The organism is Arthrobacter sp. 10N410, assembly GCF_056394945.1.
In genome coordinates, this window is the sequence record NZ_JBFTIP010000003.1 from 403009 (window position 1) to 418521 (window position 15513).

The 15513-nt window shown below is 67.1% G+C and carries 18 protein-coding genes; 9 read left to right on the forward strand and 9 right to left on the reverse strand.

Annotated elements, in window-relative coordinates:
* The first annotated feature begins 4 nt into the window (after nucleotides 1-4).
* Nucleotides 5-592, forward strand: a complete 588-nt coding sequence (locus AC1DB8_RS09550; protein WP_476892873.1) for a GNAT family N-acetyltransferase — start codon at nucleotides 5-7, stop codon at nucleotides 590-592.
* 452 nt (nucleotides 593-1044) lie between these two features.
* Nucleotides 1045-2403, forward strand: coding sequence for an aspartate kinase (locus AC1DB8_RS09555; protein WP_175322225.1), 1359 nt, complete (start codon nucleotides 1045-1047; stop codon nucleotides 2401-2403).
* 93 nt (nucleotides 2404-2496) lie between these two features.
* Here the strand turns inward: AC1DB8_RS09555 and AC1DB8_RS09560 are convergent, their stop codons facing one another.
* Nucleotides 2497-2730: a hypothetical protein gene (locus tag AC1DB8_RS09560; RefSeq protein WP_441418171.1), complete on the reverse strand. Its 234-nt coding sequence runs from the start codon at nucleotides 2728-2730 to the stop codon at nucleotides 2497-2499.
* Nucleotides 2731-2913: 183 nt separating this feature from the next.
* Nucleotides 2914-3138, reverse strand: a complete 225-nt coding sequence (locus tag AC1DB8_RS09565) for a hypothetical protein (protein WP_175322223.1) — start codon at nucleotides 3136-3138, stop codon at nucleotides 2914-2916.
* A gap of 78 nt (nucleotides 3139-3216) precedes the next feature.
* Here AC1DB8_RS09565 and AC1DB8_RS09570 point away from each other — a divergent pair, with 78 nt between their 5' ends.
* From AC1DB8_RS09570 to AC1DB8_RS09585, 4 genes are all read left to right on the forward strand, one after another.
* On the forward strand, nucleotides 3217-3711 hold the full coding sequence (locus tag AC1DB8_RS09570; RefSeq protein WP_476892874.1) for a MarR family winged helix-turn-helix transcriptional regulator: 495 nt from the start codon (nucleotides 3217-3219) through the stop codon (nucleotides 3709-3711).
* 69 nt (nucleotides 3712-3780) lie between these two features.
* Nucleotides 3781-4344, forward strand: a complete 564-nt coding sequence (locus AC1DB8_RS09575; RefSeq protein ID WP_476892875.1) for an SSI family serine proteinase inhibitor — start codon at nucleotides 3781-3783, stop codon at nucleotides 4342-4344.
* Complete coding sequence (locus AC1DB8_RS09580; protein ID WP_476892876.1) at nucleotides 4319-5299, forward strand: 3-methyladenine DNA glycosylase; 981 nt, start codon at nucleotides 4319-4321, stop codon at nucleotides 5297-5299. Before AC1DB8_RS09575 ends, AC1DB8_RS09580 begins: the two co-directional genes overlap by 26 nt.
* The gene (locus AC1DB8_RS09585; protein ID WP_441417899.1) at nucleotides 5296-5676 is read left to right on the forward strand and encodes a serine protease inhibitor; all 381 of its coding nucleotides are present in this window, start codon (nucleotides 5296-5298) and stop codon (nucleotides 5674-5676) included. Before AC1DB8_RS09580 ends, AC1DB8_RS09585 begins: the two co-directional genes overlap by 4 nt.
* A 101-nt stretch (nucleotides 5677-5777) precedes the next feature.
* Here the strand turns inward: AC1DB8_RS09585 and AC1DB8_RS09590 are convergent, their stop codons facing one another.
* Nucleotides 5778-9038 (reverse strand): S8 family serine peptidase, encoded by a 3261-nt coding sequence (locus AC1DB8_RS09590; protein WP_476892877.1) that lies wholly within the window; start codon nucleotides 9036-9038, stop codon nucleotides 5778-5780.
* A gap of 290 nt (nucleotides 9039-9328) precedes the next feature.
* Entirely contained in the window at nucleotides 9329-9514 is a 186-nt protein-coding gene (locus AC1DB8_RS09595; RefSeq protein WP_441417901.1) for a hypothetical protein, read from the reverse strand.
* 245 nt (nucleotides 9515-9759) lie between these two features.
* On the opposite strand from AC1DB8_RS09595, the gene purS reads away from it, so the two are divergent.
* Genes purS through purL form a run of 3 tightly spaced genes read left to right on the forward strand, consistent with a single transcriptional unit; the run spans nucleotide 9760 to nucleotide 13101 of the window.
* Nucleotides 9760-10011, forward strand: a complete 252-nt coding sequence (gene purS, locus AC1DB8_RS09600; protein ID WP_011690410.1) for a phosphoribosylformylglycinamidine synthase subunit PurS — start codon at nucleotides 9760-9762, stop codon at nucleotides 10009-10011.
* A gap of 1 nt (nucleotide 10012) precedes the next feature.
* Nucleotides 10013-10771, forward strand: a complete 759-nt coding sequence (purQ, locus tag AC1DB8_RS09605; RefSeq protein WP_441417902.1) for a phosphoribosylformylglycinamidine synthase subunit PurQ — start codon at nucleotides 10013-10015, stop codon at nucleotides 10769-10771.
* Nucleotides 10768-13101, forward strand: a complete 2334-nt coding sequence (gene purL, locus AC1DB8_RS09610; protein ID WP_441417903.1) for a phosphoribosylformylglycinamidine synthase subunit PurL — start codon at nucleotides 10768-10770, stop codon at nucleotides 13099-13101. The genes purQ and purL overlap by 4 nt, the downstream gene beginning before the upstream one ends.
* 83 nt (nucleotides 13102-13184) lie before the next feature.
* Here the strand turns inward: purL and AC1DB8_RS09615 are convergent, their stop codons facing one another.
* The 5 genes from AC1DB8_RS09615 to AC1DB8_RS09635 form a co-directional block, all read right to left on the reverse strand.
* Nucleotides 13185-13478, reverse strand: coding sequence for a DUF503 domain-containing protein (locus tag AC1DB8_RS09615; RefSeq protein ID WP_476892878.1), 294 nt, complete (start codon nucleotides 13476-13478; stop codon nucleotides 13185-13187).
* Between the two features lie 67 nt (nucleotides 13479-13545).
* Nucleotides 13546-13863: a putative quinol monooxygenase gene (locus AC1DB8_RS09620; RefSeq protein ID WP_441417905.1), complete on the reverse strand. Its 318-nt coding sequence runs from the start codon at nucleotides 13861-13863 to the stop codon at nucleotides 13546-13548.
* Between the two features lie 50 nt (nucleotides 13864-13913).
* Nucleotides 13914-14516 carry a tetratricopeptide repeat protein gene (locus tag AC1DB8_RS09625; protein ID WP_441417906.1) on the reverse strand — a complete coding sequence of 201 codons (603 nt, stop codon included), beginning with the start codon at nucleotides 14514-14516 and terminating at the stop codon, nucleotides 13914-13916.
* A gap of 12 nt (nucleotides 14517-14528) precedes the next feature.
* Nucleotides 14529-15077, reverse strand: coding sequence for a DUF1990 family protein (locus AC1DB8_RS09630; RefSeq protein WP_476892879.1), 549 nt, complete (start codon nucleotides 15075-15077; stop codon nucleotides 14529-14531).
* Complete coding sequence (locus AC1DB8_RS09635) at nucleotides 15074-15487, reverse strand: MmcQ/YjbR family DNA-binding protein (protein ID WP_441417908.1); 414 nt, start codon at nucleotides 15485-15487, stop codon at nucleotides 15074-15076. The genes AC1DB8_RS09630 and AC1DB8_RS09635 overlap by 4 nt, the downstream gene beginning before the upstream one ends.
* Nucleotides 15488-15513 lie beyond the last annotated feature (26 nt).

A 15513-nucleotide genomic window follows, 5' to 3' on the forward strand; every position in this document is an offset into this window, starting at 1 on the left:
CCCAGTGGCCCCCGACGGCGGCGCTCCCGCCCCAATCGGCACCGAGCGCCTGATCCTGCGTCCGTTGACCGCCGACGACGACGGCGCCGTCCTGCGGTTCCGCGGCAACCCGGATGCCGTGCGGTATCTCTCCCATGAAGCCCTCAGCCCGGACGCGAACAGCGCCCGGTCGCGGAAAGTGCAGGCCGCTGCGGCGGCTTCCACCGCGGAGTGGTTCAGTTTCGCCTGGGCCATCCAGCTCCGGGCCAGCGGGGAGGTCATTGGAGACGGCCGGACCTGGAACTCAGAGGCTCCCCCGCTGCCCGGCAGGCTCCCTGCCCATGCCGCGAGCCTGGGGTACATCCTGCACCCGGATCACCACGGGCTGGGCCTCGGCAGGGAAGCCGCCGGCGCCCTCGTGGAATGGTTGTTCACCGCCCGTGGAAGCCGGACTGTCTTCGCCGGCGTCTACGAACCCAACCTCCCCTCGCGCAGGCTGCTGGAAAGCCTCGGCTTCCGGCAAGACCGCTATTTCACCGCGGCCGAGGACACTGCGGGCAAGAAGCTTCCGTCCTGGCGCTACCGGCTCGACCGGCTCGACCGGCTCGACTGAACCAGTTACCGCGCGCAGGGGGGCCGGGGCAAACACGGCGGGCACGGCCGATGGACATGCCCAACGGCCCCTGCCGCGAATGGACATAGTGCCCATATGCCCATCCCCCGAACACAGGAGTGGACATGTCCAACGCCGCAAACGCACATGTCCATCCTCCGCGCACGGGAGTGGACATGTCCAAGGCCGCCGACGAACATGTCCACCCTCCGTGCCCACGAACGGGCATGTCCACGGCCGCAGCGGGACACGTCCTCTCCCCGGGACGGACGACGGGCATGTCCACCAAAAGCGGGCACCGGCAGCGGCCCCGGTCCGTCCGGCGTTCGGTCACAATTCAACTCCGGGCCGCCGACGGCGATAAACTTGGTTCAGAAGTAGCTGTCGCGCCGTTCGGCTGCGCCGTTTAGTAGCTTCGCCCAGAACCCCGATGATCCAGTGAGGGTGCGCGCATGAGTTTGCCCACTACCGAAGTCCACCCCGGACCGCAGCCGCAGGAGCTGCCCGCGATTCCTGCCGCCACCAAGCACCTCGTCGTGAAGAAGTTCGGCGGTTCCTCGGTGGCGGACGCGGAAGGTATCAAACGGGTCGCCCGGCGCGTGGTGGACGCCCACAACGCCGGCGATGAAGTCGTCGTCGTTGTTTCCGCCATGGGCGACACCACCGACGAACTCCTCGACCTGGCCGCCCAGGTGACCGACTCCGCCCCGGCCCGGGAAATGGACATGCTCCTCTCCGCCGGTGAGCGCATCTCCATGGCCCTGCTCGCGATGGCCATCAACAAATACGGCGCCTCCGCCCAGTCCTTCACGGGTTCCCAGGCCGGCATGATCACCGACGGCATCCACGGCAAGGCCCGGATCATAGACGTTGACCCGCACCGGATCCGCACGGCCCTGGACAAGGGGCACATCGCGATTGTCGCCGGCTTCCAAGGCATGAGCCGCACCACGAACGAGATCACCACGCTCGGCCGGGGCGGCTCGGACACGACGGCGGTGGCGCTGGCCGCGGCCCTCGACGCCGATGTCTGCGAGATCTTCACCGATGTCGACGGCATCTATACCGCGGACCCGCGCGTAGTCCCGTCCGCCCGGAAGATCGACCGCATCTCCAGCGAGGAAATGCTGGAACTCGCGGCCTCCGGCGCCAAGATCCTGCACCTGCGCTGCGTGGAATACGCGCGCCGCTTCGGGGTGCCGCTGCACGTCCGCTCCTCATTCAGCCAGAACGAAGGCACCTGGGTCCTGCCCAGCGCCGATGACAAGATCACGATTCAAGAGGGAGTTGCCTTGGAGCAGCCAATCATCTCCGGCGTTGCACACGACCGTTCCGAAGCCAAGGTCACGGTGGTCGGCGTTCCGGACATCCCCGGCAAGGCTGCGGCCATCTTCCAGGTCATCGCCGACGCGCACTCCAACATCGACATGATCGTCCAGAACGTCTCCACCCACGGCACCGGCCGGACGGACATCTCGTTCACGCTGCCGATCGTCGAAGGCGCCGACGCCCTCGCCGCCCTCCGCGCCGCACAGGCCGAGATCGGCTTCGAGAACATCGAATACAACGAGAAGATCGGCAAGCTGTCCCTGATCGGCGCCGGAATGCGCTCGCACCCTGGCGTCTCAGCACGGTTCTTCGCAGCACTCTCCGAGGCCGGGATCAACATCAACATGATCTCAACCTCGGAAATCCGCATCTCCGTGGTGACCCACGCCGACCTGCTGGACGACGCCGTCCGCGCCATCCACAAGGCCTTCGACCTGGACAGCGAGGACGAGGCCACGGTTTACGGCGGCACGGGCCGCTAGGACTTCTGGAGGCCACGGACCGCTTCGCGGCCGATAAGAAAGGGAGCGGCACCTGCCGCTCCCTTCTTCGTTTCCGTCCTGCCCCCGCGCGGGTCAGACTTGTTCCTTCGGGAGGTCTTCCCGGCGGACGGCGTAGTGATGTCCCTGCGAGTCAGTTTCCACTTCGAAGCCGGCGAGATCGGTCTCCGACGCTAGCTCGTAATCATCGTGCCTGTGCACGACCGGAGCGGTGGTATCCCCCCGCGAGGCGGGTCCAAACAGGAATCGCACCCAGGACGATGGGTGCAGGTGCCGGCTCAGTGCAGCCTTCCTCAGCGCATGTGCCATATTTCCCACCCCCTCTCCTACTGAAAGGCCATTTCCTGCTAATGGGCCATTCGGAACAGCGGTGGCGCGGGCGGCGCCAGTGTGCCCATTTTACGCCCGACTGCGGCAAAATGCGCGGTGGGAACCCTCGCCGGTGCGAAGGTCGGATCCCGCCGCTTAGGCAGCGGCGCGGGCCGGGCCGGCCTAGCGCAGGGACTTGTCCTCGGGGTTTCGGGGCACCACGTAGGTGCTGCCGTCTGGCCGGTGCAGGGTCTCCCACTGCTGGGTCTCGGCCTGCCGCTGGGCCAGCAGCTGGCGGTTCTGCTCCGTCATCTCATGGCCAAGCGAGGTTCGGCTGGCCGGGCCAAAGACGGCCCGCAGCTTTCCGGTCGCCCGCATGAACCGCTGGGCGGTGTTGTCCTTAGCCATCGCTACCCACTCCTTCGTACCTGATGTTCCACCAGTGTACGCTAATAATTAGCACACTAACTATTTGAAGGAGGCCGGATGACCGATGTCATCGGAACCCCCGGAAGTCCCGCAGCCGCCGTCGTGGACGAGGACCTCCTGCTGGAACACCAGCTCTGCTTCGCATTGACCGTCGCGTCCCGCAGCGTGGTCGGCGCCTACAAACCGGTGCTGGACAAGCTGGGACTCACCCACCCGCAGTACCTCGTGATGCTCTGTCTGTGGGAATCCAGCCCCCGGACCGTCCGCGACATCAGCGATGCCCTCGCCCAGGAACCGGCCACGATTTCGCCCCTGCTGCGGCGGCTTGAAACGGCGGGCTACATCACCAGGCAACGGGCCGAGGGCAACGAGCGCAGCCTCGCCGTGCGGCTGACGCCCCGCGGCGCGGCGCTGAGGGAACAAGCAACGGCGGTCCCCGGCACCATGATGGCCCGGCTGGGCCTGGACCGGGAGCAGGTCGGCGAACTGCATGCCGCCATGATGCGGCTCATCGACGCCACCCGGGCGGCGGACGGCAATACCCGCAGCTAGGGTACTTCCGCCCCGCGCCCGGGACCGGCCGCGGCGCTAGAATGGGGCTGAGACCGAGGAGAAGAGCCCATGCGCAAGAACCTGATTCCCACAGCGCTCATCTTGATGACGGCCGTCGGACTGGCTGCCTGCTCACCGGGCGGCGGACCTGCGCCGAGCGCCTCGTCCACCGGCCCTGCCTCTGCCTCTGCCTCCGCCTCGACGCCGGGCGGCACCCCCTCCGCCGACACCGAAACCACCGCGCCGGCTCCCTCGCCGTCGGCCGAGGCCCCTACCGCCGGACCCGGGCAGGGCAACGCCGAGTTGGCCATCATGATCAAGCCCTCCGAAAGCGCGAAGGCCGTCAACTACACCTTGGTCTGCCAGAACGGCGTTCCGGCGGCGGAAAGCAAACACCCCAGCGCCGCTGCGGCCTGCGCCGCCCTGAAGAAGAATGCGGCGCTCCTCAGCCCCGCACCCCGGGCCACCGACCAGGCGTGCACCCAGCAGTACGGCGGCCCGGACCAGGCGACCGTCACCGGTTCCGTCGACGGTAAGGCAGTCGAGTCGAAGTTCGGCCTGCGGGACGGTTGCGAGATCGCCCAGTGGAAGGCCGCAAAGGACATCCTTGGCTCAACCGGAGGGGCTGTCTAAACTGCAGCACCTTCCGCAGGACGCCTGGCTGGCGCGCGAAGCCGCCCACCAGCAGCGCGTCCGCACCTATTCCGATCCCTACCTCGCCCGGAGGTCGGCCGGCCAAAAGCACCCGGTGGAAGACTTCCTCTTCACGTACTACACCCAAAAACCTGGCCAGCTGCTGCGCTGGCACCCGGGCGCCGGCGTCGTGCTGTCCGGGCCGGCGACAGCGGAGCGTTCCGGCTGGAAGTACTACCGTGTGCCCGACGCCGGCGAACTCGCCGCCGCGGGGCTGGCGCCCGGCACGGACGCGGTGACGGTGGACGTCGAACGGTTCCTCGGCGAGCGGCGCGACGCCGTGCAGTTTGCCGGCATCATCCTGGCGGGGACGGCCGCCCGGCCGGCGCAGTTCGGCTGCTTCGGGCTGCACGAGTGGGCCATGGTCTACCGGCAGGACAAATTCGAACTGCGGCACGAGTACCTGAAGCTGCGGCTCGGTTCCGAGCAGACGGACCGGGTGGTCGAGGACAACCGGATCAGGTGCTCGCATTTCGACGCGTTCCGCTTCTACACCCCTGACGCGGTGCCGCTGAACACCCTGAAGCCGAGCCGCGAGAACCAACGGACCATGGAACAGCCCGGCTGCCTGCACGCCAACATGGACCTGTACAAGTGGGCCTACAAACTGGCGCCCGCGCTGCCCAGCGAGCTGGTCATGGACTGCTTCGAACTCTCCTGGCGGATCCGCGCAATGGACATGCAGGCCTCCCCCTACGAACTGAGCGAATGGGGTTACCCGCCGATCCGGATCGAAACCCCGGATGGCAAAGCCGAATACGTGGAGCACCAGCGGGCCTTCGCCGACGCCTCGCAGGAACTGCGCCGACGGCTGTTGCAGGAACTCACGCCGCTGCTGGAGGCCGCCGCCGTCGCGGCTCCCCCGCTTCCCGCGGCCCAGGAAGGACGCCCATGACGGCCACCCACGGAGCGGACAGCCCGCACGACGTCGACCTCACAATCACGCTGACGGAGGCGCCCGGGGCGCCGGAGGTCAGTTTCCGCCTGGTCGCCGACGACGGCGGGGCCTCCGCCGCATCCACCCTGCCGGATCCTGCCGCGGCACTCGAGGCCCTCCGCCAGCACGGCGAGGAAATCTTCTTCCCCCTCCCCGGCCCGCCGCGGCTGTGCACCCAGCAGTACGGCGGCCCGCAGGTGGCCGTGGTCACCGGACGCTACCTGGGCCGCGACGTTCGTAGCGAATTCAGCCGTACCGACGGTTGCGAAATTGCCCGCTGGCGTGCCATGGCGCCACTGCTGGGCGGCACAGCGGGATCAACCGGGGCCATCTGAGGCGACGCCGCCTAAACACGGAGGCACGTCAGAACACAGTGAAACAGCGATGGCCGGCGGTGAAAACCGCCGACCATCGCTGTTACTTGGTGTTCAGTCGCCTAGATGGCGTTGTTCGGAGCCTTGGACAGCTCCGCATTCTGGATCTTGCCCTTCTCCTTCTTCACCTTCTTGCCCTTCTCCTTCTTGTCCTTGTGATCCTTGCCGTTGTGCTTACCCTGGTCCGTGCTCTCCCCGGGGCCGTCGTTGCTGTCCTGGTCCTCCGAAGTCGGCGGAACCACTACGGCGCCGGCCGGGGTCACCAGCACGCTGACAAATGTCGGCTCACTGGCGCCTGCGTAGGTCACGCGTCCAATGTAGGAGCCAACTGCCAGCCCCTTCCAGTTCATGGTGACCTGGCCGGACGTTCCGTTCGCGAGCCGCAGCGGGTTCGGGGTCAGAGTCGCATTGCCGACATTGGCGCCAAGGACGGCCGCATCGACGCTTGCTTTCGTAGCCTGGCCGTTGGGGCTGGCGTAGAGGTTGACGAAGATCCGGTAAGTTCCCGGAGCCGGATTGGGGATGGACAGGGACTCACTCGCCGAGGACGTTGCGACCTGAACCAGCTGATTGGCCGGGGTCACGACGTACATATCGAAGTCCGCATTCGGATCCGAGGACAGGGCGGAGAACTTGGCCAACGGTGCACCGGCAGGGACCTGAACCGACTTTCCGAAGTTCGCTGCATCATTGGCCCCGAGAATCGCATCGCCGGGCACCAGCTCGATGGCAGACGAATCGGCCTTCGACAGCCCGTCGAGGGTCATGTTGATCGGGCTGTTGCTGCCGGAGACCACCTTGATGGCGCCGGAGCCGGTGCCACCCTCGGAGGAGAAGGCCACATCGCTGGCCGCCACGACCGCCTGGGGGCGGACAGCAACCGGGGACGCGACGTTCTTGTTTGCACCCTGCCACGTCAGCGTGCCCATGGCGAACTTGCCCAGGGCCGCGTTTTGGTTTTCGAACGAGACCTTGAAGGTCTTCTTGTCGCCGGCGTAGCCGAAGGTCAGGATGGACGGCGTAACGGTCACCTTGACGCCGGGCACATCGACCTTGACGCGGTAGGTGCCCGGGGTCAGTGCGGTCAGCGTGCGGGTGACCTCGATCTTGCCTGTGAGGTTGCCCAGCGCGAAGGACGGTACATTCATATCCCGCGGCTTGGTCACGCCGAGACCCGGCATGCCGAGGTCGACGCCGGTGCCCTGGATGAACTTCAGGTAGTCCTCGTCATTGGCGTCATAGACGAGGCCCGGATCCAGGACGCGGGCCGGATCGACTTGGCCTGCACCCGTCGCGAAGACGTCCGGGTCCTTGCTTCCATTGGCAAGCTTGACGTCGGAGGCGGTGGTCATCATCGCAGACTTGACCATGGCCGGTGACCACTTCGGATTCTTGCCGAGGATCAGCGCGCCGAATCCCGCTACGTGCGGTGCAGCCATGGACGTTCCGGACATGAAGCCGAAGTTGTCCCCGCCAGTGCCGATCGGCGAAACGCCGGCCAGTACGGCAACACCGGGAGCAGCAACGTCCGGCTTCAGCAGGTCTGAACCGGTGGCGAGCAGCGGGCCGCGGGAGGAGAAGCCGGCAATCTGCGGCTGCGCCTCAAGCGGAAGCCCGGTGGTGTCCTTGTTGATCAGGGACACCTTGATGGCCGGGTTCGCGGCCACCTTGGCCTTGATGGCCTCGGTGGCCGGCGGGTTCACGTGGACGGTCGGAACGGAGTGCTTGTCCGTATCGAGTGAGGAGTTGCTCAGGTTCACCAGGATCATGCCGACGCCGCCGCCGCGCTTGACCTCCGCGCTCTTGGCAACGCGGTCAAAGACGCCGCGGTCACAGACCACAACCTTTCCGGCGACCTTGGCAGGGTCCAGGGTGTCGGGTCCGCACAGTGCCGCATTGGCGTCCCCGGCGGTGGCGGCCGCATTGGCTGCCAGCACGACACCCGCGTCCTTGACCTCGCGGTTCATGATGCTGGCGCCGCGGAACTTGGTGCCGTCAGAGAACTCGACGGTGCCCTGCAATTCCTGGGAGAAGCTGCTTGCGGCAACCGTGGTCAGCCACGGAGCGCCATGGTTGACCGTGCTCGCGGTTGGACCGGAGTTGCCAGCCGAGGCGGAGACGAAGATACCCGCCGATGCGGCAGACAGGAAGGCCATGGACACCGGGTCGGTGGTGGTGGTCGTGGAGCCCGAGATCGAGTAGTTCAGCACGTCGACGCCGTCCTGAATTGCCTGATCGATGGCCGCCACGGATGCCGAGGAATAGCAGCCGCCGGTATTCGGATCCGTGTCTTCCCAGCAGACCTTGTAGATAGACAGCTTGGCAGCCGGAGCCATGCCGCTGGTCAGGCCGAAGCTGCGGCCGTCAACGAACGTCTCCACATTGGCGTTGCCCGCGGCGGTGCTGGCCGTGTGCGTGCCGTGGCTGGCGACGTCGACCGGGGAGAGCTTCTCCAGCGGAGAGCGGTTCTCGGGCTTGACATAGCTCGTGAAATCGTCGGCAAAGTAGTGCGCCGCGAGCACCTTGGAGTTGCAGGCCGAGCCGTCAAAGTCCGCTCCGGTTTCGGTGCCCTTCTGGCACTCGCCAACGAAGGTGTCTCCATCGGCCTTGAGCATGGCGATCTTGCCGTCTTCAGTGCGGTACGGCACACCGACCACCGGGCTGCCGACGAGCGGCTTGACCTGGTCGCCGGCGAAGAAGGCGCTGCCCGGCGTGTAACCGGTGTCGATAACACCGACGACGACGCCCTTGCCGGCCGCCGCCTGGCCGCCGAACTTGGTGTTCCAGGTGCCATTGGCACCGCTGAGCTTGAGGAAATCGGTGCTGGAGTAGTCAGGAGCGTTCTCGGTGTCAGGTGCAACCACCAGCACGTCCGGGTTCTTCGCCAGCTTGATTGCTTGGTCTGAGGTCAGGTTCGCACTAAAGCCGTTGACTGCCGCGGTGAACTGGCGCTTGATCGCGACGTTCTGCTTCCCGGCGACTTCGGCCTGCTTCTTCTCGAGGTGGGCTTCGTACTGCCGGACGGCCGGTTTCTTTGTGTCCAGCTTCTTGCCTTGCTGCGGCTTGGTCGGCGCCAAACCCGCCGTCCCGCCGTCGTACGTGGCCGCCGGTTTCTCAGCCAGCACGACGATGTACCGACCATCCCGGTAGTTGGCGGGGTCCAGATTCTTCTGCGCGATTCCGGCGACGCCGGATCCTTGGGCCGGCGCCGCGGTGGCGGGCGCAATGGCGACTGTTGAAAGGAGAACCGGCAAGCCCAGGGTCAGTGCCGCGGCCCTCCGGAGTCCCCCGCTTCGAAGGAAGCTCTTTCCTGGTGATTTCACGAGTGATTGGAACCTTTCAGAAGGAACGGTCCCGGCGCCATTGCCGGGGACGACGGCTGGTTCGGGTGCGGGATCAGGAGGTGACTCTCGCCCCCAGCGGATACCAGCCGATTCATACAGTACAGACTGAGAGCTGAATATGACATAGACCACAGGTGACTAATCGAAATTAGTCACATCACTCGACAATCGACGCGTTCCCGGGGCATGGCAAAGCCGGGGCGGCGACGCCGCCTCGGCTTTAAACGGGAAATTAATGGGGGCTGCTGGGCCCCGGCCGCACCGGCTGGCTACTGGCGGGGCGTTCGGACAACCTCGCTGATCCAGGCCCTCGTCTTGTCATCAAGGGGGCCGGCCACATTGCTGGACCTGGCTGCCCGGTCCGCCTTGATCTTCTGCAACACCATCCTGCCAAGGCCCGCGAAGACGGCGGCGGCCATCACAGGAAGCAACACGGATTTCGATTTCTCAGCCATGGGGCTCATCCTACTGAGCGCACCCTGCAGAGACCATAGCCGCCCCAGACCCGGGCCGCCGGGAGCACCGCCCGGTCACGAATGCGCCGTGATGCACGCCGCCCGGTAGAATGGCCGTGCAAGCTCGCGGAGCGCCCGTTCCATGTTGTTGTTAAACACCGTTGTCCTCACCACACAGCGGATCGGCGTGAGACGGCACTACTCCGCTGCGCCCTTACCCAATGCTCACGCACAGGAGTTGCCGGATGCCCCGGATCGTTGTCGACGTCATGCCCAAGCCCGAGATTCTCGACCCGCAGGGGAAGGCCATCGTGGGTGCACTGCCCCGCCTGGGCTTCACCGCTTTCAGCTCTGTCCGCCAGGGCAAGCGCTTCGAACTGACCGTCGACGGCGAGGTGACCGAGGAGATCCTGGCCCAGGCCCGGAACGCCGCGGAAACCCTGCTCTCCAACCCGGTCATTGAGGACGTCGTCAACGTCGAGGTCGTCGAGGCCTGAGATGACTGAACTTCCCCTGATCGGTGAGGCCGTGGCCGTCGCCGCTCACCCCCAGCTCGCCGGTGCCAAGATCGGCGTCGTCACCTTCCCGGGCACGCTCGATGACCGCGACGCCGCCCGCGCGGTGCGCCTGGCCGGCGCCACCCCGGTGGCCCTCTGGCACGCGGACACCAGCCTGGGCGACGTCGACGCCGTCGTCATCCCCGGCGGTTTCTCCTACGGCGACTACCTCCGCGCCGGTGCCATCTCCCGCTTCGCGCCGCTGATGGCCAAGGTCATCGATGCCGCCAACTCGGACGCCAGGCTGCCGGTCCTCGGCATCTGCAACGGCTTCCAGATCCTCACCGAGTCGCACCTTTTGCCCGGGTCGATGATCAAGAACGACCACCTGAAGTTTCTCTGCCGGGACCAGGTCCTGCGGGTCGAAAACAACACGACCGACTGGACCCGCGACTACGCTCTAGGCCAGGAAATCACGGTGCCGCTGAAGAACCAGGACGGGCAGTACATCGCGGACGAGAAGACGCTCGACGCGCTTGAGGCGGAGGGCCGCGTGGTGTTCCGTTACGTCGGCTGGAACCCGAACGGCTCCCGCCGCGACATCGCCGGCATCTCCAACGCCGCCGGGAACGTCGTGGGCCTGATGCCGCACCCCGAGCACGCCGTCGAAGCCGGCTTCGGCCCGGAAGAAGGCTCGGGCACCGAGGGCCTCGGCTTCTTCACCTCTGTCCTGAACAAGATCGTGGGAGACAACAAATGACGGAGACACCCGCAGTGGCGGCGCCCGCGGAGACCGCCAAGAAGTTCAACATCGACACCGTGGAGAACGCGGCCCGGACCCCGGACACCGAGCTCCCCTGGGCCGAGCTGGGCCTGAAGCAGAACGAGTTCGACGAGGTCGTCAAGGTCCTCGGACGGCGCCCGACCGGCGCCGAGCTGGCCATGTACTCCGTGATGTGGAGCGAGCACTGCTCCTACAAGTCTTCCAAGAACCACCTGCGCCAGTTCGGCGAAAAGGTGACGGAGGAGATGAAGAAGGACATGCTCGTGGGCATCGGCGAGAACGCCGGTGTCACCAACCTGGGCGACGGCTGGGCCGTGACGTTCAAGATCGAGTCGCACAACTCGCCGTCGTTCGTGGAGCCCTACCAGGGTGCCGCGACCGGCATCGGCGGAATTGTCCGCGACATCATCTCGATGGGCGCCCGCCCGGTGGCAGTGATGGATCCGCTGCGCTTCGGCGCCATCGACCACCCGGACACCGCCCGCGTCATGCACGGCGCCGTGGCCGGCATCGGCGGCTACGGCAACTCCCTGGGCCTGCCGAACATCGGCGGCGAAATGGTCTTCGACTCCGTCTACCAGGGCAACCCGCTGGTCAACGCCCTCGCCGTCGGCGTCATGCGGCACGAGGACATCCGCCTCGCCAACGCCTCCGGCAAGGGCAACAAGGTGGTGCTGTTCGGTGCCCGCACCGGCGGCGACGGGATCGGCGGCGCTTCGGTGCTGGCCTCGGAGTCCTTCGATGACACCAAGCCCTCCAAACGCCCCGCCGTGCAGGTGGGCGACCCCTTCGCCGAGAAGGTCCTGATCGAATGCTGCCTGGAACTCTTCAAGGGATCCCTGGTTGAGGGCATCCAGGACCTGGGTGCGGCCGGCATTTCCTGCGCCACGTCCGAGCTCGCCTCCAACGGCGACGGCGGCATGGAGGTCGAGCTGACCTCCGTGCTGCTGCGCGACCCCACGCTGACGCCGGGCGAGATCCTGATGTCCGAGTCGCAGGAACGCATGATGGCCGTGGTCACCCCGGAGAACATCGCCGCGTTCGAAGCGGTCATGGACAAGTGGGCCGTGGAGTACTCATGGCTGGGCGAGGTAACCGACACCGGCCGCCTGATCATTACCTGGGACGGCGAAGTGATTGTCGACGTCGACCCGCGCACCGTGGCCCACGACGGTCCGGTCTACGACCGCCCGTACGCCCGCCCGGAGTGGCAGGACGCCGTCCAGGCCGACGCCTTCACCGGCTCCGTGCAGGACACCGGCCGCCCCGCCGCCCCGGCGGAACTGGCCGCCGCGGTCACCGAGCTCGTCGCCTCGCCGAACATGTGCTCCAAGTCCTGGATCACCGACCAGTACGACCGCTACGTCGGCGGCAACACCGCCATGGCGTTCCCGGACGACGCCGGCGTGGTGCGGGTGGACGAGGAAACCGGCCTGGGCGTGGCCCTGGCCACCGACGCCAACGGCCGCTACACCTACCTCGATCCGTACCACGGCGCGCAGCTGGCCCTCGCCGAGGCGTACCGCAACGTGGCCACCTCCGGCGCCGTGCCGATGGCCGTCAGCGACTGCCTGAACTTCGGCTCCCCCGAGGATCCCGACGTCATGTGGCAGCTCGCCGAGGCCATCCGCGGCCTGTCCGACGCCTGCATGGTGCTCGGCATCCCGGTCACCGGCGGCAACGTCTCGCTCTACAACCAGACCGGAAGCGTGCCGATCCACCCCTCCCCGGTGGTCGCCGTGCTCGGCAAGCTGGACGACGTCGCCCGCCGCACGCCCTCGGGCTGGCGCGAGGACGGCCAGGCCATCTACCTGCTGGGCACGACGGCGGCGGAACTGGACGGCTCGGAATGGTCCAACCTGCGCGGACACCTGGGCGGCCTGCCGCCCAAGGTGGACCTCGCCGCGGAACGCGAGCTCGGTGAAATCCTGATCAACGCCTCACGCGACGGCATGGTCGACTCCGCGCACGACCTCTCCGAAGGCGGCCTCGCGGCGGCCCTCGTCGAGTCCGCGCTGCGCTACGGCGTCGGTGCCCGCATTTCGCTGCAGGACGTGATGGACCGCGACGGCGTGGACCTGTTCACCGCGCTCTTCTCCGAGTCCCAGGCCCGCGCCATTGTGGCAGTGCCCCGCTCGGAGGAAATCCGGTTCAAGGACATGTGCACCGCCCGCGGCTTCGAGCACGTCCGGATCGGCGTCGTGGACGCGGAGAGCGGCAAGCTGGAGATCAACGGCGTCGACACCCTGGGCCTGGACGCACTCCGCGAAGCCCACGAGGCGACCCTGCCGAAGTACTTCGGCTAGCACTTCCGGCTCCAAGCAACGCGGGGTCACTTACCGCCCATAAATCCCCTCGGGATGGGCCGTAAGTGACCCCGCGTTGCTTCTTAATCGTCGCTGCGCAGTTCGCGCTGGCGGGCGCTGAGCAGCTCGAGTTCCGGTCTTGCGGCCATGAAGCGTTCGACGGCGGCAAGCACCTCGATCAGGTGCGCCCGGTCAGCCGCAACCAGGCCGACGCCGATCACGGCACGCCGGTACTGGTCGTGTAATCCCGCCTCGGTCACGGAGACGTCGAAGCGGCGCTTGAGCTCGGCCAAGACCGGCCGCACGACTGAGCGCTTCTCCTTGAGGGTGTGAACGTCGCCGAGCAGGACGTCGAATTCAATCCAACCGATCCACATGACCCCAGCCTATCGACTGCTTCCCACCGGCTCCCTAGCCTTGCAAGCTCGGAGCAATCGACGCCGGTCAGATGGTGAGCTCACCCATCCGGTCCCAGCCCTCGCCGTCGAACTGGCGGCTGATGATCCGGGGCGTCTCTTGCAGTGCCTGCGGCATGTCCGCCATGGCCTGCTTGAAGTGGCTGCTGTTGACGTGGTCGCCGGCGGCGTCGTCCTTGAAGGCCTCGACCAGGACGAATTCGTTGGGGTCCTCCACGCTGCGGGACCAGTCGAACCACAGGTTGCCGGGCTCCTGCCGGGTGGCCTGGGTGAAGTCCTCCACGAGGCCGAGCCAGCGCTCGGACCAGTCGGGCTTGACCTTGAATTTAACGACGATGAAGATCACGAGTTGTTGCCTTTCATTGGGAATTCCGGAGCTTCAATTCTGGCAGAGCCTCAGCAGGCATCGATGGCCGCCCGGGCGCGTTCCTGCTGCTGCGGCGTGCCCACCCTTTCCGCCCACTGCTCGGCGAGCTGGAACTCGACCATGGCCTCGGCGCAGCGTCCCGCCTCGTGCAGCGTCCAGCCGAGGTTGTTGTGCAGCGCCACCATCCAGCGCCGGGTCCGGGCGTCATGCGCCGTGGACGCGTACTCCAGGGCGCTACGGGTCCACGTCTCGGCGTGCGCGGTGTCCGCGATCGCCAGCATGTGCAGGGCGTCGACGGCCAGGAAATCCTCGCCCAGGTGGTCGGCGAGTTCGGCGGCCTGCTCAAACAGCGGGACCGCCATCTCGGCGTGGCCGCTGCTGTTCAGCACTCGGCCGCGTTCCAGCAGCACCCGGACGGCCACCGTGGGTTCGTCGCCGTCGATGGAGTCCAGCAGCGCGTCGGCTTCCTCATACCTGCCCTGCAGGCCGATCGCACGGCCCAGCTGGGTGGCGAGCTCGGCACGTTCGTCGTCGTCGTAAGCCGAATCCGCGATCGCCGCGCGAAAGCGGGCCTCCGAAAGGCCGGGGTCGTCAAAGTTCCAGAAGCGGTCAAGGGTCTGTTGATTCAGCATTTTCTGCACCTCTCAGTTCACACCTGCGGCCAGTTCTTGCGCACTCCTAAGGTATCGGGAAGTGACGATCCGGCGCGCCCCGGCGGTGACGGCGCCCCCGGCCGCGTAGAACCAGTTGGCCGGAACCCCGAAAGCGGTGACTTTGATCAGCACGAGACCCTGTTCGTCGAGCGACATTTCGAACGATTCCTCGCCGCGGACCGGATGCCCGGGCAGGGTCCCGTAGCCGAATCCCGCGGACTGCGGCCCGCCGCCGGCTACGGGTCGGCGCACCCACACCACCTCGCAGGGCGCGTTGATCCGGAACGGGCCGACGCCGAACCCGCTCACCACGCGCGTCCCCGGGCGCACGACGTCGGACTCCGCCCGGACGCGCAACCCGGCGCGCTTGTGCAGCTGCCAGGTCAGCAGGCCCTGCACCGCCCGGCGGTAGGCGGCTTCACCGTCGCCGACGTAGGCCTGGGTGACGAGGCACTCGATCCCGTCCGGCAGCGCGCCGGTCTCGGTGGCGCCGATCCCCGCATAGTTCAGCTCGCCGCTGGCAATCCGCGGCCCGGTCACGGCTGCGCCTCCCCGCGGGCCAGCCGGGCCCAGCCGAGCTGCTCCTGCTGGCGGCGGCTCAGGCCGGCGACCACAAGGTCGTAGGAGTCCTCCACCATGTCGCGGACCATGGAATCCGGCAACGAACCGTCCAGCCGCACCCCGTTCCAGTGCCGCTTGTTCAGGTGCCAGGCGCCGGTAATTTCCGGATGCGCAGCCCGCAACTGTTCGGCGAGCGCGGGTTCGCACTTCAAGCTCACGACCAAGTCCGCGGGGTCCAGTGCGGACAGGGCGAACATCTTGGCCTCGTGCCGGGCCCCGCCGGGCACCGCGGCGCGGACCTTGAAGACCGCGGTATCGGGGCCGAACGGATAGTCCTCGAAGGCGCCCGGGAAGCCCAGGCAAATCCTGCGGAGTGCTGCTGCGTCCATGCTCCCAGCCTAGCCCGGCCGTCAGC

Coding starts and splice junctions, on each gene's coding strand:
- AC1DB8_RS09555 (WP_175322225.1), top strand. CDS start 1,045: ATGAGTTTGCCCACTACCGAAGTCCACCCCGGACCGCAGCCGCAGGAG.
- AC1DB8_RS09560 (WP_441418171.1), bottom strand. CDS start 2,730: ATGGCACATGCGCTGAGGAAGGCTGCACTGAGCCGGCACCTGCACCCA.
- AC1DB8_RS09565 (WP_175322223.1), bottom strand. CDS start 3,138: ATGGCTAAGGACAACACCGCCCAGCGGTTCATGCGGGCGACCGGAAAG.
- AC1DB8_RS09570 (WP_476892874.1), top strand. CDS start 3,217: ATGACCGATGTCATCGGAACCCCCGGAAGTCCCGCAGCCGCCGTCGTG.
- AC1DB8_RS09575 (WP_476892875.1), top strand. CDS start 3,781: ATGCGCAAGAACCTGATTCCCACAGCGCTCATCTTGATGACGGCCGTC.
- AC1DB8_RS09585 (WP_441417899.1), top strand. CDS start 5,296: ATGACGGCCACCCACGGAGCGGACAGCCCGCACGACGTCGACCTCACA.
- AC1DB8_RS09595 (WP_441417901.1), bottom strand. CDS start 9,514: ATGGCTGAGAAATCGAAATCCGTGTTGCTTCCTGTGATGGCCGCCGCC.
- purS (WP_011690410.1), top strand. CDS start 9,760: ATGCCCCGGATCGTTGTCGACGTCATGCCCAAGCCCGAGATTCTCGAC.
- purQ (WP_441417902.1), top strand. CDS start 10,013: ATGACTGAACTTCCCCTGATCGGTGAGGCCGTGGCCGTCGCCGCTCAC.
- purL (WP_441417903.1), top strand. CDS start 10,768: ATGACGGAGACACCCGCAGTGGCGGCGCCCGCGGAGACCGCCAAGAAG.
- AC1DB8_RS09615 (WP_476892878.1), bottom strand. CDS start 13,478: ATGTGGATCGGTTGGATTGAATTCGACGTCCTGCTCGGCGACGTTCAC.
- AC1DB8_RS09625 (WP_441417906.1), bottom strand. CDS start 14,516: ATGCTGAATCAACAGACCCTTGACCGCTTCTGGAACTTTGACGACCCC.
- AC1DB8_RS09635 (WP_441417908.1), bottom strand. CDS start 15,487: ATGGACGCAGCAGCACTCCGCAGGATTTGCCTGGGCTTCCCGGGCGCC.